The sequence below is a fragment of the Franconibacter helveticus LMG 23732 genome, assembly GCF_000463115.2.
In the GTDB taxonomy this organism is placed as follows: Bacteria; Pseudomonadota; Gammaproteobacteria; order Enterobacterales; family Enterobacteriaceae; genus Franconibacter; species Franconibacter helveticus.
Window position 1 is genome coordinate 41,428 of sequence record NZ_AWFX01000005.1, and the last position, 16,196, is coordinate 57,623.

Annotated in this window: 16 protein-coding genes; 5 read left to right on the plus strand and 11 right to left on the minus strand. The window is 55.9% G+C overall.

Going from position 1 to position 16,196, the window contains the following annotated elements; genetic code table 11:
* Positions 1-83: 83 nt before the first annotated feature.
* The 4 genes from lysM to yobA all read right to left on the minus strand — a co-directional run bounded on the left by lysM (position 84) and on the right by yobA (position 2,866).
* The gene (gene lysM, locus DW56_RS01385) at positions 84-530 is read right to left on the minus strand and encodes a peptidoglycan-binding protein LysM (protein WP_024553308.1); all 447 of its coding nucleotides are present in this window, start codon (positions 528-530) and stop codon (positions 84-86) included.
* A 725-nt stretch (positions 531-1,255) separates the two neighbouring features.
* Positions 1,256-1,591 (minus strand): YebY family protein, encoded by a 336-nt coding sequence (locus tag DW56_RS01390; RefSeq protein WP_024553307.1) that lies wholly within the window; start codon positions 1,589-1,591, stop codon positions 1,256-1,258.
* A 19-nt stretch (positions 1,592-1,610) separates the two neighbouring features.
* The gene (copD, locus tag DW56_RS01395; RefSeq protein ID WP_024553306.1) at positions 1,611-2,486 is read right to left on the minus strand and encodes a copper homeostasis membrane protein CopD; all 876 of its coding nucleotides are present in this window, start codon (positions 2,484-2,486) and stop codon (positions 1,611-1,613) included.
* Between the two features lie 5 nt (positions 2,487-2,491).
* Positions 2,492-2,866 carry a CopC domain-containing protein YobA gene (gene yobA / locus DW56_RS01400; protein WP_024562178.1) on the minus strand — a complete coding sequence of 125 codons (375 nt, stop codon included), beginning with the start codon at positions 2,864-2,866 and terminating at the stop codon, positions 2,492-2,494.
* Positions 2,867-3,014: 148 nt separating this feature from the next.
* Between yobA and DW56_RS01405 the strand changes: the two genes are divergently transcribed.
* Positions 3,015-3,245: a DNA polymerase III subunit theta gene (locus DW56_RS01405; protein ID WP_024552408.1), complete on the plus strand. Its 231-nt coding sequence runs from the start codon at positions 3,015-3,017 to the stop codon at positions 3,243-3,245.
* Between the two features lie 108 nt (positions 3,246-3,353).
* Positions 3,354-4,016, plus strand: coding sequence for an exodeoxyribonuclease X (exoX, locus tag DW56_RS01410; protein ID WP_024552407.1), 663 nt, complete (start codon positions 3,354-3,356; stop codon positions 4,014-4,016).
* On the opposite strand, the gene ptrB is transcribed toward exoX, so the two are convergent.
* The 4 genes from ptrB to DW56_RS01430 all read right to left on the minus strand — a co-directional run bounded on the left by ptrB (position 4,013) and on the right by DW56_RS01430 (position 7,798).
* Entirely contained in the window at positions 4,013-6,070 is a 2,058-nt protein-coding gene (gene ptrB, locus DW56_RS01415; RefSeq protein ID WP_024552406.1) for an oligopeptidase B, read from the minus strand. The two genes, exoX and ptrB, sit on opposite strands and share 4 nt — an antisense overlap.
* Before the next feature lie 86 nt (positions 6,071-6,156).
* On the minus strand, positions 6,157-6,822 hold the full coding sequence (locus tag DW56_RS01420; protein ID WP_024552405.1) for a tellurite resistance TerB family protein: 666 nt from the start codon (positions 6,820-6,822) through the stop codon (positions 6,157-6,159).
* A gap of 118 nt (positions 6,823-6,940) precedes the next feature.
* Positions 6,941-7,285 (minus strand): protein YebF, encoded by a 345-nt coding sequence (yebF, locus tag DW56_RS01425; RefSeq protein WP_024552404.1) that lies wholly within the window; start codon positions 7,283-7,285, stop codon positions 6,941-6,943.
* 189 nt (positions 7,286-7,474) lie between these two features.
* Positions 7,475-7,798: a YebG family protein gene (locus tag DW56_RS01430; RefSeq protein WP_024552403.1), complete on the minus strand. Its 324-nt coding sequence runs from the start codon at positions 7,796-7,798 to the stop codon at positions 7,475-7,477.
* Between the two features lie 132 nt (positions 7,799-7,930).
* Between DW56_RS01430 and purT the strand changes: the two genes are divergently transcribed.
* Positions 7,931-9,124 carry a formate-dependent phosphoribosylglycinamide formyltransferase gene (gene purT / locus DW56_RS01435; protein ID WP_024552402.1) on the plus strand — a complete coding sequence of 398 codons (1,194 nt, stop codon included), beginning with the start codon at positions 7,931-7,933 and terminating at the stop codon, positions 9,122-9,124.
* Positions 9,125-9,156: 32 nt separating this feature from the next.
* Here the strand turns inward: purT and DW56_RS01440 are convergent, their stop codons facing one another.
* The 3 genes from DW56_RS01440 to zwf all read right to left on the minus strand — a co-directional run bounded on the left by DW56_RS01440 (position 9,157) and on the right by zwf (position 13,369).
* Positions 9,157-9,795: a bifunctional 4-hydroxy-2-oxoglutarate aldolase/2-dehydro-3-deoxy-phosphogluconate aldolase gene (locus DW56_RS01440; RefSeq protein WP_024552401.1), complete on the minus strand. Its 639-nt coding sequence runs from the start codon at positions 9,793-9,795 to the stop codon at positions 9,157-9,159.
* Positions 9,796-9,857: 62 nt separating this feature from the next.
* Positions 9,858-11,669 carry a phosphogluconate dehydratase gene (edd, locus tag DW56_RS01445; protein ID WP_024552400.1) on the minus strand — a complete coding sequence of 604 codons (1,812 nt, stop codon included), beginning with the start codon at positions 11,667-11,669 and terminating at the stop codon, positions 9,858-9,860.
* A 224-nt stretch (positions 11,670-11,893) separates the two neighbouring features.
* Positions 11,894-13,369, minus strand: a complete 1,476-nt coding sequence (gene zwf, locus DW56_RS01450; RefSeq protein ID WP_024552399.1) for a glucose-6-phosphate dehydrogenase — start codon at positions 13,367-13,369, stop codon at positions 11,894-11,896.
* 354 nt (positions 13,370-13,723) lie between these two features.
* Between zwf and DW56_RS01455 the strand changes: the two genes are divergently transcribed.
* Together DW56_RS01455 and pyk are read left to right on the plus strand one after the other, a co-directional pair.
* The gene (locus tag DW56_RS01455) at positions 13,724-14,590 is read left to right on the plus strand and encodes a MurR/RpiR family transcriptional regulator (RefSeq protein WP_024552398.1); all 867 of its coding nucleotides are present in this window, start codon (positions 13,724-13,726) and stop codon (positions 14,588-14,590) included.
* A gap of 124 nt (positions 14,591-14,714) precedes the next feature.
* Positions 14,715-16,157, plus strand: coding sequence for a pyruvate kinase (gene pyk / locus DW56_RS01460; protein ID WP_024552397.1), 1,443 nt, complete (start codon positions 14,715-14,717; stop codon positions 16,155-16,157).
* The last annotated feature ends 39 nt before the right edge of the window (positions 16,158-16,196 follow it).

The following is a 16,196-nucleotide window of genomic DNA, read 5'->3' on the forward strand; positions in this document are numbered from 1 at the left end:
TTAACTACGAGCAGAGCGCATTAATAAAACAGCCCCGGCATAAGAATCCCGGGGCATAATGCGAATTATCACTACGGGTTTATTTATTCCGGAATACGCAGAACCTGGCCGGGATAAATTTTATCCGGACTGCTCAGCATAGGTTTGTTGGCTTCAAAAATCTTATTATACTGATTCGCATCGCCGTAAACCTGTTTCGAAATTGCGCTCAGCGTATCGCCTGATTTAACCGTATAAAATTTACTTTCTTTGGCCGTGCTGGCAGCTTTTACCTGATCGTCAACGCTTGCGATACCGGCAATGTTACCCACAGCAACCAGGATTTTTTCTTTCGCTTCCTGAGACAGGCCATCCCCGGTGACAGTGGCTTTGCCGTCTGCAACCTGAACGTTGACTTTGTCCGCATCAGGAATACCGGTTTTCGCTAAATGGTCTTGTACCTTTTTTGCCTGCTCATCTTTGTCATGATTGCCGGAAACGGTATCCCACAACTTTTCGCCCGCCTCTTTTACAAAATTAAAAAGACCCATTATTTACCTCGCTTATATCCAGTGAACACGCTTAAAGCGTAGCAGAAAATAACCGCGCCAGTTGGCTACAGGTTATATTCAGAAAGACCTTACCGCCGCCTGGATTATATTTCCCTGAGCCTGGTGTGAGCCGCTGCGTTATAAACGAAGCGGCCGAAAACCCTGGCCAACAGGATCAACAGGTGATTGCACAGGTTTGCGTGTCTGTTTTTATGCTTACACTCCCCCGTTGCCAGGCCCCGGTTTAGCGTCAAACTGCGGTAGTCTTACGACGCGGCTTTTCGGCGTCAGCGCCTGCCGTTTCGTTAACTTTAGCCAGCAAAAAAAAGCTCAAAAAAAAGCAAAAAGAGTTGGAGCGGCGCGTAAAAACGTTTAGATTGCCTAAACAAAGCGAAAGGGCCAGAGCGCGGCGAGTCGTGCGCTAAACCGCGGGGTCCGGGATAATTCGCACCGCCTCGCTGAAAGGCGGATAAAAAAAGACCGAATACGATTCCTGTATTCGGTCCAGGGAAATGGCTCTTGGGAGAGAGCCGTGCGCTAAAAGTTGGCATTAATGCAGGCTAAGTCGCCTTGCACTTTAAGAATAGATTACGACGTCAGGTTTTCCAGTCCGTGACAAAAGCTGCCTGAAAAAAACCTCACGTAACGTGATTATTTATAGAAAAACCGCAACGGCCCTGGGGCTAACGTTGCGGTTTTTTTTATCTTTTTCGGGCGAAGGAGGCTTAGCAGAGTTTTTGCGCGCGTTCGATAAAAGGCGCCAGGCTCATTTTCTCGCCCGGTTTTGCCGGGTCGTCAGCCTGAATGACCGTGACAGGCTGGCCGCTGGTCTTCTTCTCTTTTACCTGACGCTCGGCAATATCATTAAGCGGATATTGCATCAGGGTGCTGGGGTTAATGGCGAACAGCGCATTGCCGGGGCGGCAGGTCAGCATCACTTCTTCACGGGTAAATGCCCATTTATCTTTGCCCATTTCAAAGCGGCTGACGGTAATGATTTGCGTCGCCAGCGCCATTCCCGAGCAGGAAAAGAGCAGCATCGCGAGTAGCGTTTTTTTCATTGATGTTTCACCTAAGCATTCAGAACGGCTCCCAGGTGGCGAACAGGCTGACGGCCGCCAGCACCAGCGCACCCAGCGCCATTTCCAGTTGGGTCAGTTGCACAAAGCGCCGCTGCGCCTCGCCCTGACCGTTACGAAATCGTGGCACCAGAAAATAACGGTTCCAGAGCGCGATTGCCACCATCGTCGCCACCAGCGCTATTTTCACGAACAGTAACCGGACATAACCGCTCTCCAGCGGCCAGCGCAGCCCGAGAATAAACATGGCGTTTATCGCCCCCGTCAGCACGACGCCTGCCACCGCAAGATGGCCGTAACGCGAAAAGCGCATCATGGCGACGATGGCCTCTTCACGCCAGTGCGCATGACGGGCCATACGCATGCAGATTAACAGCGGCCACAGTCCGCCAAGCCACCAGGCGGCGCACAGCAGATGCACGGCGTGGTTCAGGCGATGCAGCGCGCCGGTCAACCCTTCATGCATAGCGGCATGTCCCACGCCCGCCAGCAAAGCCAGTTGAATCGCCGTTAGCATTGATAACAGCGCGGCGCTGCCTTTCGGCCTCAGCCACGCCGCAATCAGCGCCACAACCGCCAGCGCTATTTGCCAGAGCCAGCTGTTGCCAAACCGCGTCGTCAGCACGGCCAGCAAGATTTGCGGGTTGACGCTGTCTTTTATCCCCTCGCCCATCAGCCCCGCCTGCACGACCAGAATCATAAGCGCGCTCAGCGCATTACACAGCAGCGCCACGCGCCAGAAGGCGATAAGCCGTTTTGCCAGCGGTTTGCGAATCGGCGCAGGCGCCAGCAGGCTGACGCACAGCGTGGCGCCCAGAGCGAGCATCAGCGCAGCGAAGTGGACAAATCGCAACGCGACAAAAGCGGTTGGCAACACCGGCGTTATTTAACCGTAAAGCGGTACTGGCCCTGGGTTTTATGGCTGTCGACAGAGACCACATGCCATGCCACCTGATACTCGCCCGCACTGAGCGTTTCGTTTAACGGCACGGTCAGGATTTTGTCATCTTTCGCATCGCGCGTAACTTTACCCGTGCTGATAGCTTTGCCATCCGGGCCGGTTATTTTCACGCCGCTGAAAGCAGGTTCGATACCTTCTGAAAATTGCAGGCGCAGCGCCTGCGGCGCCTGCTCTACCGTAGCGTTAGCGGCAGGCATCTGCGACTGTAAATGCGCATGCGCGAAAACAACGGGCGCGGCGAAAAGAGAAACCACAAAGGTGCAAAGAGAGGCGGCGCGGGAAGCGGAAAAAGCCATACTATTCATTCCTTTTAGTTATGTCACTGGCGCAAAGAATAACCCCGGCTTTTGGTCAAGTCGAGCAGACAGGCACGCAATGCTACATAAGCACTTGTCATCTTCGCCAGGTCGCAGTACCTTCACGCGGTTCAGAGAGGAGTTCGTTATGAAGCACAATCTTGCCCAACTTCCCCAGGATGAGATGGATAAAGTCAACGTCGACCTGGCGGCGGCAGGCGTCGCCTTTAAAGAGCGCTATAACATGCCGGTGATTGCCGAAGCGGTTGAGCGCGAGCAGCCTGAACATTTGCGGGGCTGGTTTCGCGAACGGCTGATAGCCCACCGTCTCGCCTCGGTTAACCTTTCACGTCTGCCTTACGAGCCAAAGGTAAAATAAGGCTGCACGCGCTTTTTCATACGCTTAAACTATCAGTCTTACGTTTACAGGCCCTGCCCGTTCTTTTGCCCCAGGGGCGGGCCGGCATTATTTCAGGCGGAGAGAACCATGCTGCGCGTAATTGATACCGAAACCTGCGGTTTACAGGGTGGCGTTGTGGAAGTGGCGTCGGTCGATATTATCGATGGCCGCATCGTCAATCCGATGAGCGATCTCGTCTGCCCTGACCGCCCCATCAGTCATCAGGCGATGGCGATCCACAAAATCACCGAGGCGATGGTGGCGGACAAACCCGTCATTGAAGAGGTGATCCCGCGCTATCACGGCAGCCCGTGGTATGTAGCGCATAATGCAAGTTTCGACAGACGCGTATTGCCGGAAATGCCCGGCGAGTGGATTTGCACCGTTAAGCTGGCGCGCCGCCTGTGGCCTGGCATCAGCTACAGCAACATGGGGCTGTATAAATCCCGTAAGCTAAGCGTCGAGACGCCCGCCGGGCTGCATCATCACCGCGCACTGTTTGACTGTTACATCACCGCCGCGCTGCTGCTTGAAATCATGAACGTCAGCGGCTGGACGCCTGAAGAGATGGTGAACATCACCGGCCGACCCGCGCTGGTCGCCTCGCTGCCTTTTGGTAAATACCGCGGTCAGCCGGTAGAGACCATCGCCGAGCGCGATCCGGGTTATTTGCGCTGGATGCTCAATAACGTAAAAGATCTCAACCCGGATCTGCGCATGACGCTAAAGCACTATCTCGAACAGGCCTAACCCGGGTTGCCTGGCAGCGTGCCTTGCGCCAGCGCGACCAGAAAGGCGAATTCCATCGCCACGCCTTCGTAAGATTTGAACCGGCCCGACTTGCCGCCGTGGCCGGAGTCCATATCCGTGCAGAGCAACAATAAGTTATCGTCAGTTTTGCATTCACGCAGCTTCGCTACCCATTTTGCCGGCTCCCAGTATTGCACCTGAGAATCATGCAGCCCCGTAGTGACCAGCAGGTGCGGGTAGCGCTGCGCTTTGATCTGGTCATAAGGGCTATAGCTTTTCATGTAGTGATAATACGTTTCCTCTTTCGGATTGCCCCACTCCTCAAACTCGCCGGTGGTCAGCGGAATAGATTCGTCCAGCATCGTGGTGACGACGTCAACAAAAGGCACCTGGGCGATAACGCCTTTAAACAGCTCCGGCCTTTCGTTAATCGCTACCCCCATCAGCATGCCGCCCGCGCTGCCGCCCATGCCGAACAGAAAACGCGGATCGCCATAGCCGTGCTCCACCAGCGCGTCGCACACGTCCAGATAGTCGTTAAAGGTATTTTTCTTTTTAAGAAACTTACCCTCTTCATACCAGCGCTGCCCCAGCTCCCCGCCCCCGCGAATATGGGCGATAGCATAGACAAAGCCGCGATCGAGCAGACTCAGGCGGCTGGCGCTGAAATCAGCGTCAATACTGGTGCCGTAAGAGCCGTAGCCATAGACCAACAGCGGGTTACGCCCGCGCTGGTAATGTTTTTTGTGGTAGACCAACGAGACGGGCACTTCCACGCCGTCGCGGGCGGTAACCCAGATATGTTCGCTGCGATAATTACCGGCGTCGAAACCCGCTACTTCAGTCTGTTTCAGCACCCTTCGCTCGCCCGTATCCATATCAAGCTCGAACAGGGTATCCGGTGTGGTCATAGAAGAGTAGCCATAGCGCAGCTTCGCGGTATGCGGCTCGGGGTTAAAGGCAAGCCAGGTGACATAGGCCGGGTCATCAAAGGCGATGCCGGTCACTTCCCGCGTTTTACGGTTTATCTGGCGCAGGCTGGTCAGGCCGCGCTGGCGCTCCTCAACCACCAGCCAGTCGGTGAAAAGCGTAAAGCCTTCCAGCATGATGTGCTCACGCGGCGGGATAAGCGCTTCCCATGCCTTCTCATCGCGTACCTTACTGCGGTACAGGCCAAAGTTTTTACCATCGCGATTAGAACGAATGTAAAACGTATGCTGGAAGTGATCGATGCTGTATTCGTGGTCCTTACGGCGCGGCAGAAAGCAGAGCGGCGGCGCATCCGGAAGCTCGGCGTCCACCAGCAACACTTCCGCCGTGGTGGCGCTGGCCAGGTAGATTTCGATGAAATGCTGCGAAGTGGTTTTATGCACGCTGACATAAAACGTCTCGTCTTTTTCTTCGTAAATCATTTCGTCCTGGCTTGCTGGCGTACCCACCGTATGCCGCCATACCTGATAAGGCAGCAGCGTTTTCGCATGCTTTTTAACGTAATAAAGCGTACGGGAGTCGTTCGCCCAGACGAAACTGGGCGTTACGTTCTCCAGCACTTCCGGGTACCAGTTGCCGGTTTCGAGGTTGCGAAACCGCAGGCCATATTGTCTGCGCGAGAGAAAATCTTCCGCCAGCGCCATAGTGGTGTTATCCGGCGTAATGTCGAAACCGCCCAGCGTATAAAACTCGCTGTGCGCGGCGCGCTTATTGCCGTCCAGCAGCACTTCCCACTGTTCCCATTCTGAGAGCACAACGGACTGACGCTGATGTATAGCGTACTCGCAGCCGGTTTCGTACACCTGACGGTAGCGATAACCATTTTTGATGTAGGGCGCGGAGACATCGCGCTGCGGGATACGGTTGACCATTTCACGGAGCAACCGTTCCTGCAACGCTTCCTGCGTCACCATTACGCTTCGCCCGTAATCGTTCTCCGCACGCAGGTAATCCAGTACATCGGGGTCGGATCGGGTGTCGTCACGCAGCCAGTAATAGTTATCGATTCTTGTGTCGCCATGCTGCGATATGGCATGAGCTATTTTTTTTGCTTGAGGTGGCATGTCGTTTTTCTTTTCGGTTAACACACTGTAAGGGTGGCAAAACCCACGCGTGTTGCAAGCGAAACATGCCGAAGATTAAGACTTCTTTACGATGGCGGCAGCGCTTTTTTCTGCTCACGAAGATCATTTTCTATCTCCTGGCGCACCTCCTGCGGGATTTTCAGGGCGTCGCCCAGGGCGTTGAGATAGCTGCGTTCCATAAAGTGATCGACGTCGATAACGGCGCAGCTCAAATACCAGATCTCCAGCGCTTCTTCTTCGTCGCGAATATCCTGGGCGAGGCGTGCCGGGTCGAGGGGTTGCTCAATGGCCTGCTGTACTACCGCCCTGCCCTGGCTTTCAATACCCGCTTCGCGAAGCTGCTGTTCGATGGCGGCACGCTCCCGATCGTCAATATGGCCGTCGCTTTTGGCGGCAAAAACCAGCGCGGTTATTAAACGCTCGGCCCGCCGATCCAGCGAGGCGGCAGGCTGACCATAACCCGGTTCGCCCTGATGCGCGGCACGGATTTTGTCTTTGTATTTATTCCATAGCACCGTGCCGGCCACCGCGCCGCCGCCCACCATCAGCGCCCCGGTGCCATATTTCGCCAGCAGCTTGCGGGACGATTTGCTCGCCACCAGTAACCCCGCAAGCCCGCCGAGCGCGCCCGGCGAGAGCAGTTTGCCAAGCCCGCTCTCTCCGCTTTGCGTTTTATTACTGTTGCTGATATTGCCAAGCATTGACTGTATTTGATTCATCCAGTTAGACATGTCCGTCCTCGCTTTCGTGGGGTTATCCGCAAAGCGTAAGCGAGCAGGCGTCAAGAAATGTCTGGAAGGGAAAAGAGAGGGAAAAGAATCGGGCAAGGGCTGCGCCCCTGCCGCACGGTTAAAGCTGGTAGTGGGCTTTGCCGGTTTTACAATCCACGGTCACGATATAGTGGATGTCGGTATTTTTACCGCGCACCGTCAGCGGTACTTTCCACTTATCTTCTTTACCGGTGATTTCTTTGCTGTTTATCCAGGCGACAGGGTCAGCCTGGCCCAGCGTTTTTTGATCGTCCGCCCAGCGCACTATACGGTTTTGCAGATAATCACGCTTCACGCTTGCGGCGATGGTTTCGGCGCTCGCGCCTTCACATTTCGGAAAATGGACATCGCGCGGGTCGGCGGCATGAACGGCAAAACCGATGCTTAACAGCAAGGCGCTGACTATCACGTTCCTCTTTTTCATCGTTATTCTCTCCATAACAGGGACAGAGAAAGCCTGGTATAAAACCAACGGAGCGCAAGAGAAAGGAGGCAGCTTTAGGAAATAACCGCATTAAATGCAGGGGCGAGACAGGGCTGTTCTAAAGAAAGGAACGGCCGGGTGTAACAGAAGCAGGCCAGCGCGCCGCAGCGCGCTATGCCTTGCGGGTTTTCAGGCGGCTTTGGTACGCTTACGCGCCGCGCTCAGCGCCACTGCGCCGTTTTCATCGCTTTCAGCTTCCGCAGCTTCGCTATTTTCCTGCGGCAGACGGCCGGTGCGCACAATCGTGCCCAGGCTGTCTTTGTTTTCCGCCATCCACAGCGCGAGCTGCTCGGTCTGCCCCTCTTCCAGGGTTATCGGCGCCTGTTGCAGCCAGCCTTCCAGGGCTTCTGCGAGATCGAGCATTTTGTCCCAGGCGTCGGCTTCCTTTTTACTGGCAAATGACATTTTTTCCACACCCTCACGGATTACGACGTATTTAATTTCTACCGCCATTTTTGAACCCTCATTACTGTGTATATATACAGTATACTCCTGCCAGCTTCGATATGCAAACGGCCGCTACTGCACGCGCAATCGTTTTCGTTTATACTCCGGCCAACTTTCTGCATAGCGAGAAAAACCCTTATGGCTTTATTAGGAACCGCACTGCGTCCTGCTGCGACGCGCGTTATGTTGCTGGGTGCCGGCGAATTAGGCAAAGAAGTGGCTATCGAATGCCAGCGGCTGGGCATTGAGGTGATTGCCGTAGATCGTTACGCCGATGCGCCTGCCATGCATGTCGCTCACCGTAGCCACGTTATCAATATGCTTGATGCTGCTGCGCTTAAAGCGCTGGTGGCGCAGGAGATGCCGGATTTCATCGTGCCGGAAATCGAAGCCATCGCAACCGATATGCTGATTGAGCTTGAGCAGCAAGGCCAGCGCGTGGTGCCCTGCGCCCGCGCCACGAAACTGACCATGAATCGCGAAGGCATTCGCCGCCTCGCCGCCGAAGAGCTGAAGCTTCCCACCTCAGCTTACCGTTTTGCCGACAGCGAAACCGCTTTTCAGGCTGCTGTGGATGAAATTGGCTTCCCGTGCATCGTAAAGCCGGTGATGAGTTCTTCGGGTAAAGGCCAGAGCTTCATTCGCGGGCCTGAACAGCTTGAAAAGGCCTGGCAGTATGCCCAACAGGGCGGACGCGCAGGCGCCGGAAGGGTGATTGTCGAGGGCGTGGTGAAGTTTGATTTCGAGATTACGCTCTTAACGGTGAGCGCCGTTGATGGCGTGCATTTCTGCGCGCCCGTGGGCCACCGTCAGGAAGAGGGAGATTACCGCGAGTCCTGGCAGCCGCAGCAGATGAGCGAAACCGCGCTACGCCGCGCGCAGGATATTGCCCGTGAAGTGGTGCTGGCGCTGGGCGGCCATGGCCTGTTTGGCGTTGAGCTGTTCGTTTGCGGCGATGACGTGATTTTCAGCGAGGTCTCTCCTCGCCCCCACGATACGGGGATGGTGACGTTGATTTCCCAGGATCTGTCGGAGTTCGCGCTGCATGTGCGCGCCTTCCTCGGGCTGCCTGTGGGCGGCATTCGCCAGTATGGCCCGAGCGCCTCGGCGGTGATTTTGCCTGAGCTGGTAAGCGACAACGTACAGTATGGCAATATCGACGCGGCGCTGGGCGCAGGGTTACAGCTGCGCCTGTTCGGTAAACCGGAAATTAACGGCACGCGCCGTCTTGGCGTGGCGTTAGCCACAGGCGAAACCGTCGACGAGGCGATTGCCCGCGCCAAAGCGGCCGCCGCCGCAGTCCAGGTGAAGGCATACAAAAAGCCCCGTTAAACGGGGCTTTTTTCTTAACCGCGCGCTAAAAATTATTTTGCGCCTTCAACCGCTTCACGAGCCAGTTTTGTGATGCGATCCCAGTCGCCCGCTTCCATCGCGTCCGCTGGCACCAGCCAGGAGCCGCCGATGCACAGCACGCTTTTCAGCGCCAGATAGTCGCGGTAGTTAGCCGGAGAGATACCGCCTGTCGGGCAGAAACGCACCTGGGAGAACGGGCCTGCGATAGCCTGTAGCGCTTTGGTGCCGCCGTTGGCTTCCGCCGGGAAGAATTTAAACTCTTTCAGGCCGTAATCCATGCCCAGCATCAGTTCAGAGACCGTGCTGATGCCCGGGATCAGCGGAATAGTGCCTTCGGTGGCGGCTTTAAGCAGCGGCTCGGTGAGGCCAGGGCTGATGGCAAACTGCGCGCCTGCGTCTGTCACTTCTTTCAACTGCTGTGCATTGAGCACGGTGCCCGCGCCGATGATCGCTTCCGGCACTTCTTTGGCGATAACGCGAATAGCTTCCAGCGCGCATTCAGTACGCAGCGTCACTTCCAGCACGCGCACGCCGCCCGCTACCAGCGCTTTCGCCATTGGCACAGCATGTTCCAGCTTGTTGATCACAATTACCGGCACAACCGGACCGGACTTCAGGATCTGTTCAGCACTTGTCTTCCAGTTTTTCATCAGTGGATCTCTCACGCCATTTAATTAAATTCGGTGTGGTGCGGTCTGCCGCGCACCCGGTGTTAAAAAGCGATGCAGGTTGCCCCCTGCTCCGCGCCGGACAATTTTTCACGCAGCGCGCCAAACAGCTCCCGGCCCGTCCCCACGCGCTGAGCGCTGAGATCGGGATGATAAGCCTCGCGGCGCGCCAGCTCTTCATCATCTACCAGCAGCGTTAGCTCGCCGGTTTGTCCGTTCACGCGGATCAGATCGCCGTCGCGCACTTTCGCCAGCAGCCCGCCATCCCAGGCTTCAGGCGTCACGTGGATGGCGGAAGGCACCTTGCCGGAAGCGCCCGACAGGCGGCCATCTGTCACCAGTGCGATTTTGAAACGGCGGTCCAATAATACACCAAGTGGCGGCATAAGTTTATGTAATTCTGGCATGCCGTTGGCTTTCGGCCCCTGATGACGCACGACGACGACGCAGTCACGGTCCAGCAAACCGGCTTCAAAGGCGGGAACCACATCATGCTGGCTTTCAAATACCACAGCTGGCGCTTCCACAATCTGGTTTTCCTGCGGTACGGCGGAAGTTTTCATCACCGCGCGTCCAAGATTGCCGCTCAATACTTTCGTGCCGCCATGGTGAGAAAACGGCTTTTCGATGGGCGCGATAATATCGCTGTCGAGGCTTGCCGCGGCGCCGTCGCGCCAGTCCAGCTCGCCGTTATTGAGCCACGGCTCCAGGGTATAGCGGCTCAGGCCAAAGCCCGCCACGGTATGCACATCCTCGTGCAGCAGGCCGCCTTTAAGCAGTTCGCGCATCAGCACCGGCACGCCGCCCGCCGCCTGGAAGTGGTTAATATCCGCCGGGCCGTTAGGATAAAGGCGCGCCAGCAGCGGCACGACGTCTGAAAGCTCAGAAAAGTCATCCCAGTTGATGATAATGCCCGCGGCGCGCGCCATCGCCACCAGGTGCATAGTGTGGTTAGTCGAACCGCCGGTCGCCAGCAGCGCGACGATGCCGTTTACCACAACTTTTTCGTCAATCATTTTACCGAGCGGCAACCCTTCGTTGCCGTTGGTGGTCAGGCGAGTCACCTGGCGGGCGGCTGCGGCCGTCAGGGCTTCACGCAGCGGCGCGTCGGGATGCACGAAAGAGGAACCCGGCAGTTGCATGCCCATAAACTCAATCACCATCTGGTTGGTGTTGGCGGTGCCGTAGAATGTGCAGGTGCCTGGCGCGTGATAAGAAGCCGCTTCCGATTCCAGCAGCGCCATACGGTCTACTTTTCCTTCTGCGTAAAGCTGGCGAATACGTACTTTTTCTTTGTTCGGCAGCCCGCTCGACATGGGGCCTGAAGGCACAAATACCGCCGGAAGATGGCCAAATGACAGGGCGGCCATCACCAGCCCCGGCACGATTTTGTCGCACACGCCGAGGTATAACGTCCCGTCGAACATGTTATGCGATAGGCCGACTGCGGCGGACATGGCGATCACTTCGCGGCTCAGCAGAGAAAGCTCCATGCCATCCTGCCCCTGGGTTACGCCGTCGCACATTGCTGGCACCCCGCCCGCCACCTGCCCGACCGCGCCCACAGAGTGCAACGCTTTACGGATTTGTTCCGGGTAGGTTTCGTAAGGCTGGTGCGCCGAGAGCATATCGTTATAGGAGGTGATAATGGCGATGTTGTTACGCAGCATGCTTTTTAGCGCGGCTTTGTCTTCCGGCTGGCAGGCCGCGAAGCCGTGCGCCAGGTTGCCGCAGGCCAGTTGCGAACGGTGTACCGTGTTGCTGGCGGCGTTAGTGATCCTTTCCAGGTAGGCTTGGCGGCTGTCGCGGGAGCGCTCAGCAATGCGTTTTGTTACGCGTAACATCACAGGGTGCATAAAATTTCCTCTTGGTTCGCTGTCGCTGGCGTGATGAGATAATGAAGCTGCAATGCACGGAAAAGTCATCAGGCGAGCGACCACAGGGGCAAAATCGCTGCGGCCAGTGTAATGAAAAAAGCCCTGCTGGTGAATCCAGTCAGGGCTTTATCAGAGAATATTTCACACTCTGCTGAGCCAGATCATGTTACCGGTAAAGTCAGTAACAGAGGTCGCAGGCAGGCTTACTCGAATTCGTTCCAGGAACGTCCGTCGCGCGTAATCATCGCCACAGATGCCACCGGGCCCCATGTGCCCGCCTGGTAAGGCTTCGGCGCGTCGTTGTCCGCAGCCCAGGCTTCGGTAATGGAGTCTACCCATTTCCACGCCTCTTCCACTTCGTCGCGGCGCACAAACAGCGCCTGAATGCCGCGCATGGTTTCCAGCAGCAGGCGCTCATAGGCATCTGCGAGATGCGTCTGGTTGAAGGTTTCGGAGTAACTCAGGTCAAGCTTGGTGGTTTGCAGGTTGTGCTTGTGATCAAGACCCGGCACTTTGTTCAGCACCTGGATATCCACCCCTTCGTCCGGCTGCAAACGAATGGTGAGCTTGTTCTGCGGCAGATCCTGCCAGGAATCTTTAAACAGGTTAAGCTCCGGGGTTTTGAAGTAAACCACCACTTCAGAACACTTGGCTGGCAGACGTTTGCCGGTACGCAGATAGAAAGGCACGCCAGCCCAGCGCCAGTTATCGATATCAACACGGATAGCAACGAAAGTTTCTGTGTTGCTGGTTTTGTTGGCGCCCTCTTCTTCCAGATAACCCGGCACTTTTTTGCCCTGCGCGAAACCGGCGGTGTACTGGCCGCGTACGGTTTTTTCACGCACGTTGGAGCGGTCGATACGGCGCAGCGAACGCAGCACTTTCACTTTTTCATCGCGAATGCTGTCGGCCGTCAGGTCGGACGGCGGCGACATCGCAATCATGCAGAGAATTTGCAGCAGGTGGTTTTGGATCATATCGCGCATCTGGCCCGCCTGGTCGAAGTAACCCCAGCGGCCTTCAATGCCTACCTCTTCCGCCACGGTGATTTCCACGTGATCGATAGTGCGGTTGTCCCAGTTATTGACGAAGAGCGAGTTAGCAAAACGCAGCGCCAGCAGGTTCAGAACGGTCTCTTTGCCCAGATAATGGTCGATACGGTAAACCTGGCACTCTTCAAAATATTCGCCCACCTGGTCGTTGATTTCGCGCGACGTTTCAAGAGAGGTGCCGAGCGGTTTTTCCATCACCACACGCGCAGGTTTGGCGTTAAGCTTCGCTTCGCCAAGGCCTTTACAGATAGCGCCGAAGGTGCTTGGCGGCATGGCGAAATAGTTAATGGTGACGCGGTTTTTCTGGTCGAGCATTTTACCCAGACGGCTAAAGGCGCTGGTGTCGTTCACATCCAGATTACAGAAATCGAGACGACCGCTCAGCTTATCCCATAAACCTTCATCGATTTTCTCTTTCATGAAGGTTTCGAGCGCTTCGCGCACTACGCTGGTATAGGTTGCTTTATCCCAGTCGGCGCGGCCGACGCCAAGAATGCGGGTTTCAGGATGGATTTGCCCGGCTTTTTCCAGCTGGTACAGGGAGGGCAGCAGTTTCCGGCGTGCGAGGTCGCCTTTCGCGCCGAAAATGACCAGGTCACAGGCCTGGGCTGTTTGCGTTACCGCCATGTCATTCTCCTTCGTTTCGGATAACCTGGTCTGCCAGGTTTATTTGTAATTTTCTTACATTGCACTGTACTGCTTTTACGGCTTTCACGGAACTCTTTACCGTAGCACTCATCGTAAGAAACGATTAGTGAAGGCACACAGTGGTAAATAATCGGCCACCGTTACCCTTCACTGATGATTTCTCACGCTTTTCGCCTGCCGTTAAAATCAGACAGCGATCAAGTTATGAAAAAAAACAACAACATTCCTGGGCGGATGTTACCTCCTGCTTTCTTCACGGGAGTATATTCTGGCTTAAACGCATCGCGATGACGCTTCTGGCGTCTTCGCCCTTTCCATGAGTCCATATTAGCGATGAACATGCTGGAAAAGATCCAGTCTCAACTGGAAAATTTAAGCAAATCTGAGCGCAAAGTCGCCGAAGTGATCCTGGAATCCCCCTCCCGGGCCATTCACTCCAGTATCGCCCGTCTGGCAAGCGTAGCGAATGTCAGTGAACCTACCGTGAACCGTTTCTGCCGAAGCCTCGAAACCCGGGGCTTTCCTGATTTCAAACTCCAGCTGGCGCAGAGTCTCGCCAACGGCACGCCTTATGTTAATCGCAATGTCGATGAAGATGACAGCGTGGAGGCGTATACCGGCAAGATTTTCGAATCGGCCATGGCGAGCCTCGATCATGTGCGCCAGTCGCTGGACATGAACGCCGTAAACCGCGCGGTCGATTTGCTCACCCAGGCGAAAAAAATCGCTTTCTTCGGGCTTGGCTCCTCAGCCGCCGTGGCGCACGACGCCATGAACAAATTTTTTCGCTTTAATGTGCCGGTCATTTACTCCGACGACATCGTTTTGCAGCGAATGAGCTGTATGAATTGCAGCGCAGACGATGTCGTTGTGCTGATTTCCCACACCGGGCGCACGAAAAGCCTGGTGGAGCTGGCGCGCCTCGCCCGGGAAAATGACGCTATGGTGCTGGCCCTTACCTCTCAGGGTAGCCCACTGGCGCGAGAAGCCAGTCTCGCGCTGCTGCTGGATGTGCCGGAAGATACCGATATTTATATGCCGATGGTCTCGCGGCTTGCCCAGCTAACGGTTATTGATGTGCTGGCGACGGGTTTTACCCTGCGTCGCGGCGCAAAATTCCGGGATAACTTGAAGCGAGTCAAAGAAGCGCTAAAGGAATCGCGTTTTGATAAAGAGCTTTTAATTCCAGGCCAACAGTAATCAAATTGATAACAAAGTTGTCACACATTCATCTATTCAGTTAAGGTCCTTGCTCCAGGGGAGCATCCGATCCGCTGAGTTTTATTCAAGCAACACCAAAACGTTTCAGTCAACGGAGTACGACATGTCCAGAAGGCTTCGCAGAACCAAAATCGTCACCACGTTAGGCCCGGCAACCGACCGCGATAATAATCTGGAAAAAGTTATCGCAGCGGGCGCCAACGTAGTGCGCATGAACTTCTCTCACGGCACGCCAGAAGATCATAAATTACGTGCTGATAAAGTCCGCGAAATTGCGGCGAAACTGGGCCGCCACGTCGCTATTCTCGGCGATTTGCAGGGGCCGAAGATCCGTGTATCCACCTTTAAAGAAGGGAAAGTTTTCCTCAACATCGGCGACAAATTTCTGCTTGATGCGAACCTCGGCAAAGGCGAAGGCGACAAAGAAAAAGTTGGTATCGACTATAAAGGCCTGCCGGCGGATGTGGTGCCAGGCGATATTCTGCTGCTCGACGACGGGCGCGTACAGCTGAAGGTGCTGGAAGTGCAAGGCATGAAAGTCTTCACCGAAGTGACCGTCGGCGGCCCGCTTTCCAACAATAAAGGCATCAACAAACTGGGCGGCGGGCTTTCCGCTGAAGCCCTGACCGACAAAGATAAAGCGGATATCGTTACCGCTGCCGCCATTGATGTGGATTACCTGGCGGTCTCTTTCCCGCGCTGCGGCGAAGACCTGAACTATGCCCGCCGTCTGGCGCGGGATGCAGGCTGCAACGCGAAAATCGTCGCCAAAGTGGAACGCGCCGAAGCGGTGTGCACGGAAGAGGCGATGGATGACATCATTCTCGCTTCCGATGTCGTGATGGTAGCGCGCGGCGACCTGGGCGTTGAAATCGGCGACCCGGAGCTGGTAGGCATCCAGAAAACGTTGATTCGTCGCGCCCGTAAGCTGAATCGTGCCGTCATTACCGCAACGCAGATGATGGAGTCGATGATAACCAACCCGATGCCAACCCGCGCGGAAGTCATGGACGTGGCGAACGCCGTGCTGGACGGCACTGACGCCGTAATGCTCTCTGCTGAAACCGCCGCAGGGCAGTATCCGGCGGAAACCGTCGCGGCCATGGCGCGTGTTTGTCTCGGCGCGGAAAAAATTCCGAGCATTAACGTTTCCAAACACCGTCTGGATGTGCAGTTCGACAACGTGGAAGAGGCGCTCGCCATGTCTGCGATGTACGCGGCGAACCACCTGAAAGGGGTGACCGCTATCATCACCATGACCGAGTCCGGCCGCACCGCGCTGATGACCTCGCGCATCAGCTCCGGCCTGCCGATTTTCGCGCTCTCCCGCCACGAGCATACCCTGAACCTGACGGCGCTTTACCGTGGCGTGACGCCAGTCTATTTCGACAGCCCCAACGACGGCGTCGTCGCTGCGCAGGACGCGGTAAACCTGCTGCGCGATAAAGGCTACCTGGTAACAGGCGATCTGGTTATCGTGACCCAGGGCGACGTAATGGGCACCATCGGCACCACCAACACCACGCGCATTCTGACCGTGGAATAAAAAAGGGGCCAGCGCCCCTTTTTGTTTTCAGGCCGCTCG